Here is a 17,342-nt window from a genome sequence, read left to right on the forward strand (position 1 = left end):
TCGTTACAATGTTCGGCTACTCACAAGTGGGGCATCTGTATTTGCTTCTATGTGGGTATATTTATTATGCATATATCCCCAATCAGCGTACCCGTTGATTGAAAGACATATATTAAACATTTTCATGTGTTGCTTGGTGTGCAACACCACTGTAAAGGACAAATAATGCCAATTATTACTCTTCCTGACGGTAGTCAGCGTCAATTTGACAACCCTGTATCAACTCTAGATGTTGCCCTATCAATCGGTCCTGGTCTTGCGAAAGCAACCATTGCTGGTCGTGTAGACGGCGAGCGTGTTGATGCTTGTGATCTTATCGAAAACGATGCAAGCCTAGAAATCATCACCGCTAAAGATGAAGTTGATGGCCTTGAGATCGTTCGTCACTCTTGTGCTCACCTTTTAGGCCACGCGGTTAAGCAGCTTTTTCCAGAAGCGAAAATGGCGATCGGTCCTACTATCGATAACGGTTTCTACTACGATATCGACCTTGAGCATTCTCTAACGCAAGAAGATCTAGAAAAGATCGAAAAGCGCATGAAAGAGCTAGCGAAGACCAAGTACCAGGTTGTTAAGAAGAAAGTTAGCTGGCAGGAAGCGCGCGACGCATTCGAAGCTCGCGGCGAGACTTACAAGATTGAAATCTTGGACGAGAACGTTTCTAAAGACGATCGTCCAGGCCTGTACCATCACGAAGAATACATCGATATGTGTCGTGGTCCACACGTGCCTAACATGAGCTTCTGTCAGCACTTCACTCTACTTAACGTAGCGGGTGCTTACTGGCGTGGTAACAGTGACAACAAGATGCTTCAACGTATCTACGGTACTGCATTCCACGATAAGAAGGCGCTTAAAGCTCACCTTGTGCGTCTAGAAGAAGCGGCTAAACGTGACCACCGTAAAATCGGTAAAGCGCTTGACCTATTCCACATGCAGCAAGAAGCACCAGGCATGGTGTTCTGGCACCACAACGGTTGGACTATCTTCCGTGAGCTAGAAGTATTTATTCGTCAAAAACTGACTGAGTACGATTACCAAGAAGTTAAAGGCCCATTAATGATGGACCGTGTTCTTTGGGAGCGCTCTGGTCACTGGGATAAGTACGCTGAAGCGATGTTCACTACTTCTTCAGAGAACCGTGAATACGCTATCAAGCCAATGAACTGTCCTGGTCACGTTCAAATCTTTAACCAAGGTTTGAAATCTTACCGTGATCTACCGCTACGTATGGCTGAGTTCGGATCATGTCACCGTAACGAGCCGTCTGGCGCACTTCACGGCATTATGCGTGTTCGTGGCTTCACTCAAGATGATGCTCACGTATTCTGTACTGAAGACCAAGTTCAACAAGAAGTTAAAGCTTGTATTGAAATGGTTTACGATACTTACACAACTTTCGGCTTCGAAAGCATCGTTGTTAAGCTATCTACTCGTCCAGAACAGCGTGTAGGTTCAGACGAAATGTGGGACCGTGCAGAGGCTGACCTTAAGCAAGCGCTAGAGGCAATGGACATTGCATACGAGATTCAAGAAGGCGAGGGTGCGTTCTACGGACCTAAGATTGAATTTACTTTGCATGATTGTTTGGACCGCGCTTGGCAATGTGGTACAGTGCAGCTCGATTTTGCATTACCAGAACGTTTAGGTGCTACTTACGTAGGTGAAGATAACGAGCGTCACACGCCAGTTATGATCCACCGCGCGATTTTAGGTTCACTAGAACGCTTCATCGGTATTCTTATTGAAGAATACGCTGGCTTCTTCCCAACGTGGTTGGCGCCAGAACAAGCAGTTGTCATGGGCATTACAGACAAACAGTCTGAATATGTACAAGAAATTACGAAAAAACTGCAAAAAAGTGGATTTAGAGTCAAAGCAGACTTGAGAAATGAGAAGATTGGCTTTAAAATCCGCGAACATACTTTGAAACGTGTACCGTTCATGCTTGTGTGTGGTGACCAAGAAATGGAAGCCGGCGAAATTGCAGTACGTACACGTAAAGGTAAGGACCTTGGCAAATTTAAAGTGGATGACTTTATTTCATACATCCAAGCCGAGGTTTCAAGCCGTAAGCTCAATCTGGAGGAATAGCTATTAAAGGCGGAAGACGTGGCCAACAACCGGCCAAACAAAACCAGCACCGTTTAAACGGTGACATTCGTGGCGTTCGTGAAGTGCGTCTAACTGGCGCAGACGGCGAAGCTGTTGGTGTAGTATCAATCGCTGAAGCGATGGAAGCTGCAAATGAAGCTGGTATGGATCTTGTAGAGATCAGCCCTAACGCCGAGCCGCCAGTTTGTCGTGTGATGGACTACGGTAAGTTCCTCTTCGAGAAGAGCAAAGCTGCGAAAGAGCAGAAGAAGAAGCAAAAGCAGGTTCAGATCAAGGAAATTAAATTCCGACCTGGAACTGATATTGGAGACTATCAGGTAAAACTACGCAACCTGACTGGTTTCCTAGAAGACGGCAACAAAGTGAAGGTAACAATTCGCTTCCGTGGCCGCGAAATGGCTCACCAAGAAATCGGTGTTGACGTTCTTAATCGTTTGAAAGCGGATACTGAAGAATTTGCAGTAGTCGAATCTTTCCCAACGAGAATTGAAGGTCGCCAGATGATCATGGTGTTGGCCCCTAAAAAGAAGTAATTAACGGCTTTGCAAGTAATTGAACCCTGCAGCCTCAGGTTGCGGGGTTTTATTCGCCCTAATTACTATGTTATTAACAACTCAACAATGCGGAGTTATTCATCATGCCTAAGATGAAAACCAACAAAGGTGCTGCTAAGCGTTTCCAGAAAACTGCTGGTGGTATTAAGTTTAAGCACGCTGGTAAACGTCACATCCTGACTAAGCGTACTACTAAGAACAAGCGTCAGCTACGTCCGAACTCGATCCTTCCTAAATGTGAAGTTGCTCAAGTTCTACGTATGATGCCATACGCTTAATTCTTTTTAGTTTATAAATTCGTTTAGTTTAGGAGAAGCATAATGCCTCGCGTAAAACGTGGTGTACAAGCTCGTGCACGTCATAAGAAAGTTCTAAAACAAGCTAAAGGTTACTACGGAGCACGTTCACGTGTTTACCGCGTAGCTTTCCAAGCAGTTACCAAAGCTGGTCAATACGCTTACCGTGACCGTCGCAACAAGAAACGTCAATTCCGTCAACTTTGGATTGCACGTATCAACGCGGCATCTCGTCAAAATGGTCTATCTTACAGCCGTTTCATCAATGGCCTTAAGAAAGCATCTATCGAGATCGACCGTAAGATTCTTGCTGACATCGCAGTATTCGACAAAGCAGCATTTGCTGTTCTAGTTGAAAAAGCGAAAGCATCTCTATAATTTAGAGTTAGCTTAAAGGTTTAAGAAAAGGAGAACTTCGGTTCTCCTTTTTTATTGCCTGTAATTTAGCTTTGCCATATTCTCTCGCATCTCGCATCTCGCATCTCGCATCTCGCATCTAATTTTTATTCGCTTGAACACGCATTCTGGTATATAAACATCTACCTAACCTTTAAATGTTAAGCGACCGAGATAAATGACCGCACCGACCACTATGACGTTCTTCGAACGTTTTGAAACTGACATCCTTTCTGGCAAGAAGACGATTACTATTCGCGATGAATCTGAGCGTGACTACCAGCCAGGTAGTGTTGTGGAAGTATCGACGCTAGAGCAAGGCCGTGTGTTCTGTAATCTTAAGATCATCAGCGTTGAACCAATCCTATTTGATGACTTAGGTGAGTTCCATGCTCAGCAAGAGAACATGACGCTGCAAGTACTGAAAGACGTGATTCAAGATATCTATCCAGGTATCTCTCAGCTGTATGTGGTTTCTTACGAGCTTGTGTAGCCCGCTTTAAATAGAATTGGTTGATCAATACCGCGTCTTACGCAGAGCAATGAGAAAGGGAAGTCACAATGAGTGAATTACAGAGTGGTGCAGCTCAGCAAATTTTGCTCCAACTTTATTGTCGTGAGCAGACTGAGCAGCCGTTAATCTGTAGAACTGATCTCGACATTGCTCTTTATGATAGCGAAGGCTTTCTAGCGTGGCGTGATACAAAGCGTGACTTTATTGTCAGTGATATCGAGAATCGAGTTTGGGTGAAGAGCTGTCCCGGCGGTTACATCACTGAAGTGCACTTCAATACTGACGGTTCTTTGATTGAATATCGTTTGTTCGACCGATTTGAAACGACAGGGCAGTGGCAACTAAAAGATGGGTTGTTACACGTCGAGATTTTGAAGGGCGAGAATCGCTACCAGTTTGCTGTTGTGGCTCGTGCTGATCTTAATATTCACTCTGCAGTGGAATATAAAAATGGTGAGCTGCACTCGTATCTGAAATTGGTGCAGGCTGAGCGTTAATCCCTTTTAGCCAACCTTGCTTGTCCATTAAAATCAGTGATATTCCAAGAACAACAAAGCCAACAGTGATGTTGGTTTTGTTGTTTTCAATTCGACTGAGTACTTCTAATCAACGCGCTATTAAGCTATTAAGCTATTAAGTTAAGCTATTAAGCTATTAAGCTATTAAGCTATTAAGCTATTAAGCTATTAAGCTATTAAGTTAAGCCATTAAGCTTCGAAGTTCGTTAGTTGAGTATAAAGCTCGCTGTCTTGATCTTGCTTTGCACAAATCGTCAGCAGGTCTTCAATAAAGTACTTCAATGCACGCGCTTCAATTCGACGAATGCCTTGTTGTTGTTCTTTAGTTAGGTAGCCGTAGATAGTCGCAGCGCCAAAGTCACCAAAGATCATCTGACCTTGTTCGTTCACTAAAGTGTTGTGAGCGTATAGATCACCATGACAGACTTTATTGGCATGAAGGTGTTCAAACACATCAATCATCTGCTCTGTAATGCTATTGATCTGAGTAATTGAAAGCTCGAAGCCTTCATTGAACGTATCGCGAGTACAGCTTTCAAGAGTAGGGGGTAAGCCTAGGTTGTAATAGTTGCTTGGGATAAGCTCCATCACTAATGCGAGATAGTCTGGTTCATCGACTTGAGCTATCGACTTCACTAGGTTGCTATGATAACCAGCCTGCAAACAAGCTTCGAGCTCATCGTGTGGGTAACCGTCGCTTGTTACTTCACCTTTAAATACTTTTACAGCGACTTCCTGTGGGAAATCAAAATCACCGTTCACCCAGTTAGCATGTGAAATTACGCCAGACGCACCTTGACCAAGTACTTGATTCAGTGAGTAGCATTGCGAGCTTACTGCGGGCACGCTATCTAAGCTGCTCGGGTGTTTGCAGAATGGGTTACCCGCAAACGCTAACCAAGCCAGCTTTGGTAGCTTAATAAGGAACTCAGGGAATTCAATCAGTTGGTTTGCAGACAGACGAACTAGCTCAAGGTTGGATAGGTTTTCCATGCTTTTTGGTAACACGCGAATCTTGTTACCCGCCAATGCCAGTTTTTGTAGCCGCGGTCTTTCACCTAGTGAGCTAGGCAGAACCTCAATCTCATTGTCGGTCAGGATCAACCAACGTAGTTGAGTCGGCAGAGACTGCTCGCTAACGGTTTTGATTTGGTTGGTTTTGAAGCCAACCATTTCGAGCTTAGGAAGAGTACCTAGAACATCAGGCAGGTGCGTAAACAGGTTATTCGACGCGAAGATAATACGCAGGTTAGTTAGCTTTGATAACTCGGCTGGTAGGTCTGACAGCTGATTACCTGAAAGGTCTAGGATCTCAAGAGAATCTGCAAGCTCTATGATTTCTAGAGGAAACTCGGTGAGACCTTCTGATAGTTTTAAGCGCTTAATACCTTTAAGTTGCCCTGATTTTAATTGTTCTAGAGTATGCAAACCTTAGCCTTATGAATAGATGTTCGAGGCGCGTAGTTTACTTGTCTCAACCGAGAAAGGCGAGCATCAGTAATGAAGCTCGCCTAACAGGCTTAAGACTCAAGGTTTAGGGGCATGGACTAAAGCTTTATATGGTTTTGGCTAACGCCGACTTCCTCAACAAAATCGCTATCATGACTGACCAAGATGAATGCCCCCTGGTATTCACGCAGAGCCGAAGCCAATATTTGCTTTGAGTCTATGTCCAAGTGATTGTCTGGTTCATCAAGTAGAAGAAGCGGGGCATCCTGTTTATGGCTGACGATCAACATCGCCAGCTTCATTTTCTCGCCACCACTGAGGTGAGCGACTTTGCGATATACAGACTCTCGCCTGAATCCAATTCCTGCTAGCAGGGTTCGCGCGTCGCTCTCTGTTAATCCAAAGCTGTGCGTCATTAAGCTATCGAACATCGTCTCGTTGGTGTCTAACAGGCCAAAGTGTTGGTCCAAATAGACGGTCGCCCCCAAGCGCTTAATCGAGCCTTTATAATTGGTGTGTTGACCGTGAATCGCTTTTAACAGTGTCGACTTTCCACACCCATTAGCACCGGTTAGATAACACCGTTCCCCTTGTGATAAAGAGAAACTGATGGGCGCACCAGAGCCGTAAATAAGGCGGCAGTTTTCAACGGTTAACAAAGAGCTCTTTTTACTGCTATTACTTTGCTGTAGATACAAAGCTTGTGGTTTCAGCCGTTCCTTCTGTTCTTTAAGCGACTGAAGTTTATGTTGGTTTTGGTCAATGACATTCCTTTGGCTTGTCGCAGACGCGGCTTGGCTTTGTCCTGCTTTATCTTTCATCGCATCCAATAAGATCTTGGGTTGGCTACCTGACTTTCTGAGTCGGTTTCCCTGAGATTCTCGCTGTTGCGCCTTTTCCTTGTTGGCTTGAGCTTGACGCTCGAGTCGTTTCTTTTCGGACTGATGATGCGCGACCTGTTTGTTGAGCGCTTCGCTTTGGCTAGATACTTGTTTGAAGTAATCATCATAATTTCCTTTATAGAAACGTACGCCTAAGCTGTTGAGGTGGTAGATCCCCTCCATTCGTCTCAATAAGCTTCGATCATGGCTGACGACAAGTATTTTGCCTTCAAACATCAGGCATTGTTCTAGTAGCCAATTGCGTCCATCGTTATCCAAATGGTTCGAAGGCTCATCGAGGATCAGTATGTCGTTATTTGATACGAACAGCTGATGAAGCTGTAGCAAGGCGAGTTGTCCACCACTCAAAGAGCAACAGGGCGTGTTCAAATCACGAGTGATCTTTAATGTACCTAGCAACTGCTGGGTACGTGCCTCTAGATCCCAATCATCACCAACGATATTGAAGTGCTGCAATTCACAGCTACCTAGTTCTATGGCGCTTAATGCTTCTAACTTTTCGGTGAGCCCTAAGAAGTCAGCGATGGTGATGTTGGTATCCAGTAGCTTTGATGGTAACTGAGAGTAAAAGCCGATCGAACCTTGGTGCGAAACACTGCCTGTTGTGGGCTGTTTTTGTCCCATGATCAATGAAAGTAACAATGACTTTCCAGCCCCATTTCTTCCGACTAGGCCGGTGAGGCGAGTGCTCAAATTGAAGGTGATGTTTTTGAATAACCACTCACCAGTATCGAGTTGGAATGAGAGATTGTTGGCTAATATAGTAGGCATAGAAATACCTCCCTTTACGTGTAAACGAGTAAAAGGGGTGAGGCGCTTTTTCTATACAGAACCCTACACAGAATTCTATATATAGATCGCCAAAGACGTTACTTACTTAGCATGCCAATCAAAGATAGGAAATAGGGTGTTGATGTAATTTCTGTCTTTGAGGTATTGATCTTAAAGATGTTTGTTTGTCAAAAAACGGATCTTTAAGAGCTTGATTTGTCGCGAAAATAGATGACGAAGTAACGCCCACTAACCCCGAGTGTCCAAATGATTTTTATAAAAATAAATCGGATGTCAGGATGTTAGTACTTCATTATGGCGTTATTCTCTTTTGAAATGATGGTGGGATGGTACTGAAAGAACGTACTCTGAGTCAATATGCTGAGGTGATTAAATTGTGTTCAAATAATTAAAGCGCCTGTGTGGCGCTTTAGTGATCATTATTGGAAATAAGTTGAGTCTAGAACTTATATCTTTGGGTTTAGAGCTTAGAGCTTAGAGCTTAGAGCTTAGAGCCTTGGGCTTAAAGCTAAAGCTACTTGGTTTGCCCACCAACGGCGCGCCAACACATATCAAAGCTATCGTTGATGTACTTCGATGTTTGCTCTGGTGGAGACTCGCTTTGTTCAATCAGCCAGTTTGCACAAATCAGAAAGTGGCTATGGATGAAGTGCCTAACAAGGTTAATGTCCAACACCATCAATTCACCATCTTCTTGCCCTTTCAAAATGATCTCGTCTAGCGATGCGAACATCTGTGAAACAATCACTTCTCGAGTTTGAGTCGTTGGGTCGAAATGAACATTGGTGAAGAACTTCATCGCAACCGGATTCTCTAATGCCCATTCAATTCCTGTGATCCACATGAACTTAAAGGCTTGGTAGCGCTCTTCTACTGCCACATCAGTGTGCGGTTGAAGGGTCGAGAATAGCTCTAGCTTCAGCTCGCGAAACAGCTCATCAATCAATAGAGATTTGTTCTCGAAGTGGTGAAACAACGTCGCTTTTGCCACGCCGGCTGTTTTCGCTATTTGTCCTGTAGATGTGCCCTCTAGCCCTTGTTGAGAGAAAAGCAGGAGTGCAGCATCTAGGATTTTTTGTCTTTTGGTGATCATCTATTGAGTACTTTGAACATCATTTTTTTGATTGGGTTGTTGTAAGGAGGATGCATTAACTTGGTGAAGTTGATTTTTCCTCTGCTTAGAACGGTTTTGGCATGGCTAAAGGTCTTGAAGCCCTCAATGCCGTGATAGTGTCCCATGCCTGAAGGGCCGATGCCACCGAATGGCGCGTCTTCTGCAGCCACATGCACCAAAGAATCATTAATACACACGCCGCCAGAGTGCGTGTCTGATAAAAACTTGTCTTGGGTTTCTTTATTGTGACTCATTAGGTACAGAGCCAGTGGGCGTTCTCTCTCTGTGATGTAGCTGATTGCTTCTTCGATGGAATCATAAGGCACGATAGGCAGAACAGGACCAAACAGCTCTTCTTGCATCGCGAGCATCTCATCGTTCACTTCGGTGAGAAGGTGCGGCGTCATTCTGTGGTTTACATCGTCCTGTGCTTGTTCGGTGACGGTGTGAATAACCGCGCCTTTGGCTTGTGCGTCTTCAATGACACCTTTCAAGCGATTGTATTGGCGCATGTTGATCACTGAGGTTAAGTCTTTGCTCTCAATACCGGCTTTATAAAGCTTCTTGAAATAACGCTTATAAGCTGTGATGAACTCGTCCGTTTTTTCTCGCGGCAATAAGATGTAATCAGGCGCTACACATATTTGGCCAGCGTTTAAGCTCTTGGCAAACAGGATACGTTCAACAGCGTCCGCCACATCAAAGTCAGGGGCAATGATGGTTGGAGATTTGCCGCCTAATTCCAGGGTAACTGGTGTTAAGTTGTTAGCCGCTGCCCTCATAACGTGTTTACCCACAGCGGTTGAACCTGTGAAAAGGATATGGTCAAACGGCAGTTGGCTAAATTTAGCGGAAACGTCAGCTTCGCCTTCGATAATAGCGACCTGATTTTCACTAAAGCCTTCGGCCAACATCGCTTTTAAAACTCGGTTGGTCGCTGGAGTAAACTCCGACATCTTAAGCATCGCCGTGTTGCCCGCTGCTAACGCTGTGATCAGAGGCCCTAAAGAGAGCATGACTGGGAAGTTCCATGGAACAATGATGCCCACAACGCCCACAGGTTGATAATGAACCGTGATCTTTGCTGGCGTTAGCATCAAACCAGCTTTGCGGCGCGATGGCTTCAACCACTTCTTAAGGTTCTTCACGCTGTAATTGATCTGGTGAAGAGAAGGGGTGATATCAGCAATCAAGCTGTCGTGCTTTGCTCGATGGCCATAATCTTCAGATACTGCCTCAATCAATTGCTCTTGATAACGTATTAACAACGCTTTTAGTACTGAGAGGTTTTCTCTTCTCTGCTCAAGCGTAGGATTAACGTTATTGCGGTAGTGATCTTTTTGTCGGTTGAACATTTGATCCATGTCGTTGGTGCTCGACGTGTTTGGTTCAAGGTCTAGATTATGGCTCATAGTATCCCCTAAATTCTAAGGCTGACCGATTGGTTGGTCAGTTAAAATTACAAGAAGATCGAACCGAATACAAGATATACGCGAGAAAAGTTTATTTTTTGTTCAGTTAAGCGGATGCTGAGTTGAGATAATTAGGAAGATAAAAAGTGCCTTTGACGCAATCAAAGACACACGCGATTTACTTGCGGGCTAGGCAGACACTTTTTCGCAACGCATAAAGATGAAGTTAACGTTTTTCGATAGGCGCTCGTACGTTTCTTCAGAGATGGCCTTGGCCTTCTCGTCGATTGTGCCTTCAGTGATTTGTGAAATCAGCAAGCCCGATTGGCTGACAGCTTGGCAAAGCTCGGTTAATGAACGGCGGTAGAAGCTTACCTGAACGGGTGTGCCGACCGTGTTCCACTCTTCTTGAATGAATTCGCGCTCAAAGTAGTTACCTGAAAGAGTGCATTCAAAATCCGCAAAAGGGTGGTGAGTGGAAAACACGATGTAGCCGCCTGGTTTCAAAACACGATACACATCATCAAAGACAGGTTTTAGATCTTCAATGTAATGCAGCACCAACGGGCATACGATGACATCAGCGCTGTTATCGGCCTCTTTGGGTAAACCCAGAGCTGCATTTTGTGCGTATGCGGTCACATTGGGAATTTGTTTTCCGTTCACTAGGTCAACCATATCTTGAGACAGGTCGGTACACGTGACTTTGTTTGCACCTTGGTCAATAAACCATTGCGCGTAAATACCTGAGCCACAGCCAAGGTCGACAATGTCGAGCCCTTGAACATCGTCTAGTAAGGCTATGGTTGATGGGCGTTCTAATAGGGCATTATAAATATTATCGCGAGCAGCAGAGTCGTATTGCTTTGCATAGGTGGTGTACATTTCAGACATGATTTAACACTCATCAATAGGCTTGGAATAACAGGATACAAGCTGTGTTGGTGATAGCGAGAGTTGTGATAGTGAAGTGCTTATATTTGTCACAACTCTGACTTAACCTCACTCAATTTACTAAAAATCTTATGGTTCCTGCACATTTTTTCTCCCTAATTTAATGTGAGAAATTGCTTTATATTTAATGCGCTTCAGCCTGTTTTTTACCCTAAAACCTTGTAATTCCTTACCTGTCACTTTAAGTTGATCTGTCGATAAAAAAACGTAATCGTCACCACAAATATCAATGGTTGGACTCGCTCTTAATAATATCGGTTAATGCAGCCAACAAATCGTTTTTGAACGCTTTTTGTTGGGTTATACCTCGCTATTCCAAAGAGGTATCTTCTGTCGATGGCCCTATAGTGTGAGGTCTCTAGAATTGGAAAATTCGGTTAATTTGGAACGCATCCGTGCTGAGTATAATGTAAAGCACTGGAGCCAAGGTTTTTATGGAATTGATGATAACGGTGAGGTGTATGTTTCACCGAGCGAAACCGATCATCAAGTTCCTCTAAGTCAGATCGTAAAACAGTTAGAGCAGCGAAATATTGGTTTGCCTGCTCTTGTGCGTTTTCCTCAAATAGTGCATCAACGTGTGCACAATATCTGTAACGCATTCAACCAAGCGATCGACGAATATCAGTACGATAACCGTTACCTACTTGTTTACCCGATTAAAGTTAACCAGCAAAAAGAAGTGGTTGACGAGATCTTAGCAAGCCAAGCTCAATTAGAGCAGAAGCAACTCGGTCTAGAGGCGGGCAGTAAACCTGAACTATTAGCGGTATTGGCGCTGGCTCAAAAAGCGAGCTCAGTGATCGTATGTAATGGTTATAAAGACAGAGAATATATCCGCCTTGCGCTTATTGGTGAAAAGCTGGGCCACAGAGTATTCATCGTTTTAGAGAAGTTGTCAGAGCTTGATCTTGTCCTTTCTGAAGCAAAAGCGCTTGGCGTGAAACCTCGTTTAGGTTTACGCATTCGTCTTGCATCTCAAGGCGCAGGTAAATGGCAAGCAAGTGGTGGTGAGAAGTCGAAATTCGGTTTGTCTGCATCACAAGTATTGACCGTTATTGAACGCTTGAAAGCAGAAGATCAACTGGATGTTCTAGAGCTAGTGCATTTCCACCTAGGTTCACAAATGGCGAATATTCGTGATGTGCGAAATGGTGTGAGTGAGGCGGCTCGTTTTTACTGTGAACTGCGTGATATCGGTGCTCAACTGAAGTTCCTAGATGTTGGTGGCGGTTTGGCGGTCGATTACGACGGCACACGTAGCCAATCTTCAAACTCAATGAACTACGGCTTGCTTGAGTACGCTCGCAACATCGTGATGACAGTAGGGGATATTTGTAAGCTCTACAATCAACCACAGCCTGTTATTATTTCGGAATCTGGTCGTTCACTGACTGCGCACCATGCAGTACTAGTGACTAACGTGATTGGTACCGAAAGCTACTCGCCAGAAGACATGGCGGCGCCAGAAGCAGACGCACCACTGTTGCTAAACAACATGTGGAATAACTTCTTGGAGTTAGATGCAGGTAATGATGACCGCGCGCTGATTGAGATCTACAACGACACGCAAAGTGATATCGCAGAAGCACACAATCAATTTGCGACAGGCATGCTGAACCTTCAGCACCGTGCTTGGGCAGAACAGATGTCTTTGCGTATTAACTACGAACTTAGCTCTCGAATGAGTACTAAGAACCGTTACCACCGTCCAATCTTGGATGAGTTGAGCGAGCGTTTGGCAGATAAGTTCTTCGTGAACTTTTCTTTGTTCCAATCGTTGCCAGATGCTTGGGGTATCGATCAGGTGTTCCCTGTATTGCCTCTAAGTGGTTTGGACAATGCGAATGAGCGACGCGCGGTAGTACTGGATATCACATGTGATTCTGACGGTACGATCGATCAGTATGTTGACGGCCAAGGCATTGAAACAACGTTGCCAGTTCCTGCATGGAACCCAGATGAACCCTACCTGATGGGCTTCTTCTTAGTAGGCGCATACCAAGAGATCTTGGGTGATATGCATAACCTATTTGGTGACACGCACAGTGTGGTGGTCAACGTTGATGAAAGTGGTGAAGCGAATATCGATTACATCAACGAAGGCGACACGGTTGAAGACATGATGCGTTATGTTCATATCGATATGGACCTAATTCGTCAGAACTACAAAGAATTGGTAACGGCGAAAGTACCAGCGCAAGAGCAGCAAAGCGTACTTGAAGAGTTAGAGCAAGGCTTGATGGGTTACACCTATCTTGAGGATTTTTAATGAACGATCTATTTACGAAACCAGATTACTCGCTGTATTCCAATGCGATGACGTTTATGCGTCGTCCATTGGTGCAAAACCCAATCGATAACGATGCTGATGTGGTTGTGTTAGGCGCGCCGTTAGATATGGCGACGTCTGGTCGTCCGGGTGCGCGTATGGGACCGGATGCGATTCGCCGTGCGTCAGTTAACTTGGCGTGGGAAGGTAAAAAATTCCCTTGGGACTTCAATGTATTTGAACACACCTCAGTGATTGATGCTGGCGACCTTGTGTTTGATTGCGGTGATGCAGAAGACTTAACTCAACGTTTAGAAGCGGCTGCTGATGCGATTCTAAGCAGTGGTAAAACTCTGTTAGGTTTAGGTGGTGATCACTTCATTACACTGCCTTTGCTTAGAGCATACGGCAAGAAGTACGGTGAGATGGCTCTGATTCATTTCGACGCGCACACTGACACTTACAGTCAGGGCAGTCGTTACGATCACGGTACTATGTTCTACCATGCGCCAAATGAAGGTTTAATTTCGCCTGAACATTCAGTGCAAATTGGTATTCGTACAGAGTACAAGCAGGAAGGACACGGCTTTAACGTTATTAACGCGATGCAAGCGAACGACATGAGCGTGGACGAGATCATTGCTCAAGTGAAAGGCATTGTCGGTGATAAGCCAGTTTACCTAACGTTTGATATCGACTGTCTGGATCCTGCTTTTGCTCCGGGTACAGGTACTCCGGTTTGCGGCGGTTTGAATTCAGATAAAGTTCTGAAAATTATCCGTGGCTTGCAAGGTATTAACATGGTTGGTATGGACGTGGTAGAAGTTTCTCCTGCGTATGACCAAAGCGAGATTACAGCATTGGCTGGTGCGACGATTGCTCTCGAGCTGCTTTACGTTTGGACGGCGAACCGTCTTGCTAAATAGTTGTGTGTCATTGCTAACAGCATAACGCTATATACTGATTTTAAAGCCCACTAAGGTTCAACTTAGTGGGCTTTTTTTGGATACCTCGAAATATCCATTTGCAACTTCTACTCATTGTCCCTGCATACCCATTCAATACTCTAACGGTTGTATATGTAATTGACGCCATATACGGTGTTTGAACAGTTTCTCATCAGCTTTATGCTGCACCTTGTCTCAAATATGGGATTTAGTTCTTCTTTGGGGTTTAGGTATATATCGACCCTATCAATCGCCCATAAATCCTAATGATTTATCAACTTTATTACTGTATATATTTATAAAAATTTGAGGTGTAATTAAGATGTGCGTTTTATTGCATATTAATCAACACCCTATAAACTTTTGCTTAGTCCATGAACAAACTAAAGTGAATGCCTAGATTTGTGAAAAGAAGTCACTTTGCACAGACATGACATTTCGGATAAGGAAGACTAGGCTTAAGGTTAAGTAAACTATAAAAAAACAGGCGAAACGGAACTGACTCATCAAATACATCAGTCTATGTAATTGATTGTTAATGCAGAGAATAAGTTCTGAATATAATTTAAGCCTGAAACCGTTATTACTATCATTTTCACGATGTTGAGCAATACAGCATTTTGTGACCTCGGGGGATATATGGGTATTGAAGTTTCGCGCCAAGCTGCAGTTGTAGAGGCAGTGAGTGGAGAAGTCATTGCGGTTAAGTCTGACGGAAGCGCACGAAAAATTTCAGTTGGCGATATTATTCGTGAAAACGAGATTGTTATCACTGCAAACCAAGCAGAGCTTTTATTAGGTACCCCAAACGGTGTCACTGAGGTGGCAAGTAATTGTGTTGGCTGTGTTGATCAAGATTTAGCGTGGGCTGATGCTCCTATCGCTGGAGAAGTTAATTTTGACTTACAGCAAGCCGATGCGGGAGAATTTGATGATGAATTTGATGATGAATTTGCTGCTATCCAAGAAGCCATTTTAGGTGGTGCCGATCCGACCCAAATCTTAGAAGCAACGGCTGCGGGTGGCGGATTAGGTTCTGCAAACGCTGGCTTTGTGACGATTGACTACAACTACACCGAAACTCATCCGTCGACATTTTTTGAGACCGCAGGTCTAGCAGAACAAACGGTTGATGAAGACCGAGAAGAGTTCAGAACAATAACCCGTTCATCGGGCGGTCAATCAATCAGTGAAGTGCTCACCGAAGGCTCCATTTCTGGCAATACCTACCCCCAATCTATTACAACTACCGAAAGGATTATTGCTGGTAGTTTAGCGCTCTCCCCTGATTCTTTTGTTCCAGAAGCACTGTCTCTCGCTTCGCTACTCACAGAGCTAAACAGTGATATTACTTCAAGTGGTCAACCCGTTACGTTTACTTATGATGCGGCGACGAACTCTATCATTGGTGTTCAAGGCACCGATGAAGTATTCCGCATCGACATCGATGTTGTTAGTGTTGGAAACAATGCTGAGCTTTCATTGACCACAACGATTTCTCAACCAATTGATCACGTAACGTCTGTTGGTGGTGGTCAGGTCTCCTATACAGGAGATCAAATTAACATCACTTTTGATATTCAAGGTGAAGACGCCGCCGGAAACCCATTAGCAACACCAATTAATGCGCAGGTTGCCGTGGTTGATGGGGTCGATCCGTCTGCTGAAAGTGTGAATATCAGTAACGTAGAAACTAGCAGTGCAGCAATTGAAGGAACGTTCTCCAATATTGGTAGTGATAATCTTCAATCAGCTGTATTTGATGCTGGTGCACTGGACCAGTTTGATGGGTTGCTCAGTGATAATCAAAATACGCTTGCCAGACTTTCTGATGACGGAACAACGATTACTCTGTCCATCCAAGGTCGAGGTGAGGTTGTTCTCACTATCTCACTAGATACCGATGGTACTTATAAATTCGAGCAGTTTAATCCAATAGAACAAGTGGGCTCCGATTCACTGACGTTCGATTTACCGATCACGATTACCGATTTCGACCAAGATGTTGTAACCAATAACATCAACATTGTTATCACTGATGGCGATAGCCCAGTCATTACTAATGTCGACAGTATTAGTGTCGATGAAGCAGGCATCATTGGTGGCTCACAAGAGGGAACCGCGCCTGTAGCGGGGAGCGGAAGTATCACTGCCGATATTTTCGAAAGCGACATCATCGACCATTATGAACTGGAGCCGACGGAATTTAATACGGGTGGCACCTTGGTTTCTAATGGTGCGGTGGTGCTACTCGAGTTGGTTGGTGAAACCAATGGTGTAAGAACTTACGAAGGCTATGTAGAGGTCAATGGATCGAGAATTACGGTCTTTGACGTTAAAATTGATAGCCCTTCATTGGGCAACTATGAGTTTAATCTTTATGAAGAGCTTTCTCATCAAGGCGCTGAAGATGCGCTGCTAACTTTTGCATTGCCAATTTATGCTGTTGATGCAGATGGCGACCGTTCTGCACTGTCTGGAGGTTCAAACACACCAGAAGCTGCTGAGATCCTCGTTAATGTAAAAGATGATGTACCAGTGATGACAGCACCTACAGGGGAAACAGTTGTCGATGAGGATGACCTCACTGGTATTGGTTCCGATCAGTCTGAAGACACCATTATTAATGGATTATTCACGGTTGATGAAGGCGCCGATGGTGTTGCGAAGTATGAACTGGTTGATGAAGATTTGGTTCTGACTGGCTTAACCTCCGATGGAGAAAGTCTAGAGTGGCAAGCTGTTTCACAAAACGGCACAACATTTACTTATGTTGCTCAAACTGCAACGAGTAATGAAGCGGTGTTCGAGATTATTTTCGATACCTCGGATAACAGCTATCAATTCGAACTGTTTAAACCAATTAAACATCCTGATGGCTCGGGTGAAAACACGATTGACCTTAACTTCTCTGTTGTGGCTGAAGATTCCGACCAAGATAAATCGAATGCGGTCGATCTGCAGATCACGGTGACGGATGATGTGCCAACCATCACTGATATGACTGCTGCGAGTACGTTTGTCGTTGATGAAGATGATTTAAGCTCTGTTATCGCTCAGGCGACAGGTGCATTTGTTACGACTGAAGGTGCAGACAAAGTTGAGGT

At 44.4% G+C, this 17,342-nt stretch carries 14 protein-coding genes; 9 read left to right on the forward strand and 5 right to left on the reverse strand.

The window, feature by feature from the left end; translation table 11 throughout:
• Nucleotides 1-165 precede the first annotated feature (165 nt).
• The 6 genes from thrS to AB6E85_RS16020 all read left to right on the forward strand — a co-directional run bounded on the left by thrS (nucleotide 166) and on the right by AB6E85_RS16020 (nucleotide 4,372).
• Entirely contained in the window at nucleotides 166-2,094 is a 1,929-nt protein-coding gene (gene thrS / locus AB6E85_RS15995) for a threonine--tRNA ligase (RefSeq protein ID WP_016768282.1), read from the forward strand.
• 2 nt (nucleotides 2,095-2,096) lie between these two features.
• Nucleotides 2,097-2,648, forward strand: coding sequence for a translation initiation factor IF-3 (gene infC / locus AB6E85_RS16000; RefSeq protein ID WP_076654893.1), 552 nt, complete (start codon nucleotides 2,097-2,099; stop codon nucleotides 2,646-2,648).
• A gap of 104 nt (nucleotides 2,649-2,752) precedes the next feature.
• Nucleotides 2,753-2,947 carry a 50S ribosomal protein L35 gene (rpmI, locus tag AB6E85_RS16005; protein ID WP_004738430.1) on the forward strand — a complete coding sequence of 65 codons (195 nt, stop codon included), beginning with the start codon at nucleotides 2,753-2,755 and terminating at the stop codon, nucleotides 2,945-2,947.
• A 42-nt stretch (nucleotides 2,948-2,989) separates the two neighbouring features.
• Complete coding sequence (gene rplT, locus AB6E85_RS16010) at nucleotides 2,990-3,343, forward strand: 50S ribosomal protein L20 (protein ID WP_004733517.1); 354 nt, start codon at nucleotides 2,990-2,992, stop codon at nucleotides 3,341-3,343.
• Between the two features lie 196 nt (nucleotides 3,344-3,539).
• Nucleotides 3,540-3,854 (forward strand): N(4)-acetylcytidine aminohydrolase, encoded by a 315-nt coding sequence (gene yqfB, locus AB6E85_RS16015; protein WP_004733516.1) that lies wholly within the window; start codon nucleotides 3,540-3,542, stop codon nucleotides 3,852-3,854.
• A 68-nt stretch (nucleotides 3,855-3,922) separates the two neighbouring features.
• Nucleotides 3,923-4,372 (forward strand): hypothetical protein, encoded by a 450-nt coding sequence (locus tag AB6E85_RS16020; RefSeq protein WP_372143205.1) that lies wholly within the window; start codon nucleotides 3,923-3,925, stop codon nucleotides 4,370-4,372.
• A gap of 210 nt (nucleotides 4,373-4,582) precedes the next feature.
• On the opposite strand, the gene AB6E85_RS16025 is transcribed toward AB6E85_RS16020, so the two are convergent.
• From AB6E85_RS16025 to AB6E85_RS16045, 5 genes are all read right to left on the reverse strand, one after another.
• A complete protein-coding gene (locus AB6E85_RS16025) occupies nucleotides 4,583-5,821 on the reverse strand; it encodes a leucine-rich repeat-containing protein kinase family protein (protein WP_372143206.1) in 1,239 nt (412 codons plus the stop codon).
• Nucleotides 5,822-5,940: 119 nt separating this feature from the next.
• The gene (locus AB6E85_RS16030) at nucleotides 5,941-7,515 is read right to left on the reverse strand and encodes an ABC-F family ATP-binding cassette domain-containing protein (protein WP_372143207.1); all 1,575 of its coding nucleotides are present in this window, start codon (nucleotides 7,513-7,515) and stop codon (nucleotides 5,941-5,943) included.
• Nucleotides 7,516-8,050: 535 nt separating this feature from the next.
• Complete coding sequence (locus tag AB6E85_RS16035) at nucleotides 8,051-8,629, reverse strand: TetR/AcrR family transcriptional regulator (protein ID WP_372143208.1); 579 nt, start codon at nucleotides 8,627-8,629, stop codon at nucleotides 8,051-8,053.
• The gene (locus tag AB6E85_RS16040) at nucleotides 8,626-10,062 is read right to left on the reverse strand and encodes a coniferyl aldehyde dehydrogenase (RefSeq protein WP_372143209.1); all 1,437 of its coding nucleotides are present in this window, start codon (nucleotides 10,060-10,062) and stop codon (nucleotides 8,626-8,628) included. The genes AB6E85_RS16035 and AB6E85_RS16040 overlap by 4 nt, the downstream gene beginning before the upstream one ends.
• Nucleotides 10,063-10,251: 189 nt before the next feature.
• Nucleotides 10,252-10,956 carry a class I SAM-dependent methyltransferase gene (locus AB6E85_RS16045; RefSeq protein WP_248401152.1) on the reverse strand — a complete coding sequence of 235 codons (705 nt, stop codon included), beginning with the start codon at nucleotides 10,954-10,956 and terminating at the stop codon, nucleotides 10,252-10,254.
• 424 nt (nucleotides 10,957-11,380) lie between these two features.
• On the opposite strand from AB6E85_RS16045, the gene speA reads away from it, so the two are divergent.
• The 3 genes from speA to AB6E85_RS16060 all read left to right on the forward strand — a co-directional run.
• Nucleotides 11,381-13,288: an arginine decarboxylase gene (speA, locus tag AB6E85_RS16050; RefSeq protein ID WP_050633468.1), complete on the forward strand. Its 1,908-nt coding sequence runs from the start codon at nucleotides 11,381-11,383 to the stop codon at nucleotides 13,286-13,288.
• Nucleotides 13,288-14,214, forward strand: a complete 927-nt coding sequence (gene speB, locus AB6E85_RS16055; protein WP_050633387.1) for an agmatinase — start codon at nucleotides 13,288-13,290, stop codon at nucleotides 14,212-14,214. Before speA ends, speB begins: the two co-directional genes overlap by 1 nt.
• A gap of 660 nt (nucleotides 14,215-14,874) precedes the next feature.
• Nucleotides 14,875-17,342 (forward strand): retention module-containing protein (locus AB6E85_RS16060; protein WP_372143210.1); only part of this gene is annotated, 2,468 nt, incomplete at its 3' end.

This window comes from Vibrio sp. 10N.247.311.51 (genome assembly GCF_041467855.1).
Taxonomy (GTDB): domain Bacteria; phylum Pseudomonadota; class Gammaproteobacteria; order Enterobacterales; family Vibrionaceae; genus Vibrio; species Vibrio coralliirubri.

What these genes read in the sequence shown, in the direction of transcription:
- thrS (WP_016768282.1), top strand. Translation starts at nt 166, where the DNA reads ATGCCAATTATTACTCTTCCTGACGGTAGTCAGCGTCAATTTGACAAC.
- rpmI (WP_004738430.1), top strand. Translation starts at nt 2,753, where the DNA reads ATGCCTAAGATGAAAACCAACAAAGGTGCTGCTAAGCGTTTCCAGAAA.
- rplT (WP_004733517.1), top strand. Translation starts at nt 2,990, where the DNA reads ATGCCTCGCGTAAAACGTGGTGTACAAGCTCGTGCACGTCATAAGAAA.
- yqfB (WP_004733516.1), top strand. Translation starts at nt 3,540, where the DNA reads ATGACCGCACCGACCACTATGACGTTCTTCGAACGTTTTGAAACTGAC.
- AB6E85_RS16020 (WP_372143205.1), top strand. Translation starts at nt 3,923, where the DNA reads ATGAGTGAATTACAGAGTGGTGCAGCTCAGCAAATTTTGCTCCAACTT.
- AB6E85_RS16030 (WP_372143207.1), bottom strand. Translation starts at nt 7,515, where the DNA reads ATGCCTACTATATTAGCCAACAATCTCTCATTCCAACTCGATACTGGT.
- AB6E85_RS16035 (WP_372143208.1), bottom strand. Translation starts at nt 8,629, where the DNA reads ATGATCACCAAAAGACAAAAAATCCTAGATGCTGCACTCCTGCTTTTC.
- AB6E85_RS16040 (WP_372143209.1), bottom strand. Translation starts at nt 10,062, where the DNA reads ATGAGCCATAATCTAGACCTTGAACCAAACACGTCGAGCACCAACGAC.
- AB6E85_RS16045 (WP_248401152.1), bottom strand. Translation starts at nt 10,956, where the DNA reads ATGTCTGAAATGTACACCACCTATGCAAAGCAATACGACTCTGCTGCT.
- speB (WP_050633387.1), top strand. Translation starts at nt 13,288, where the DNA reads ATGAACGATCTATTTACGAAACCAGATTACTCGCTGTATTCCAATGCG.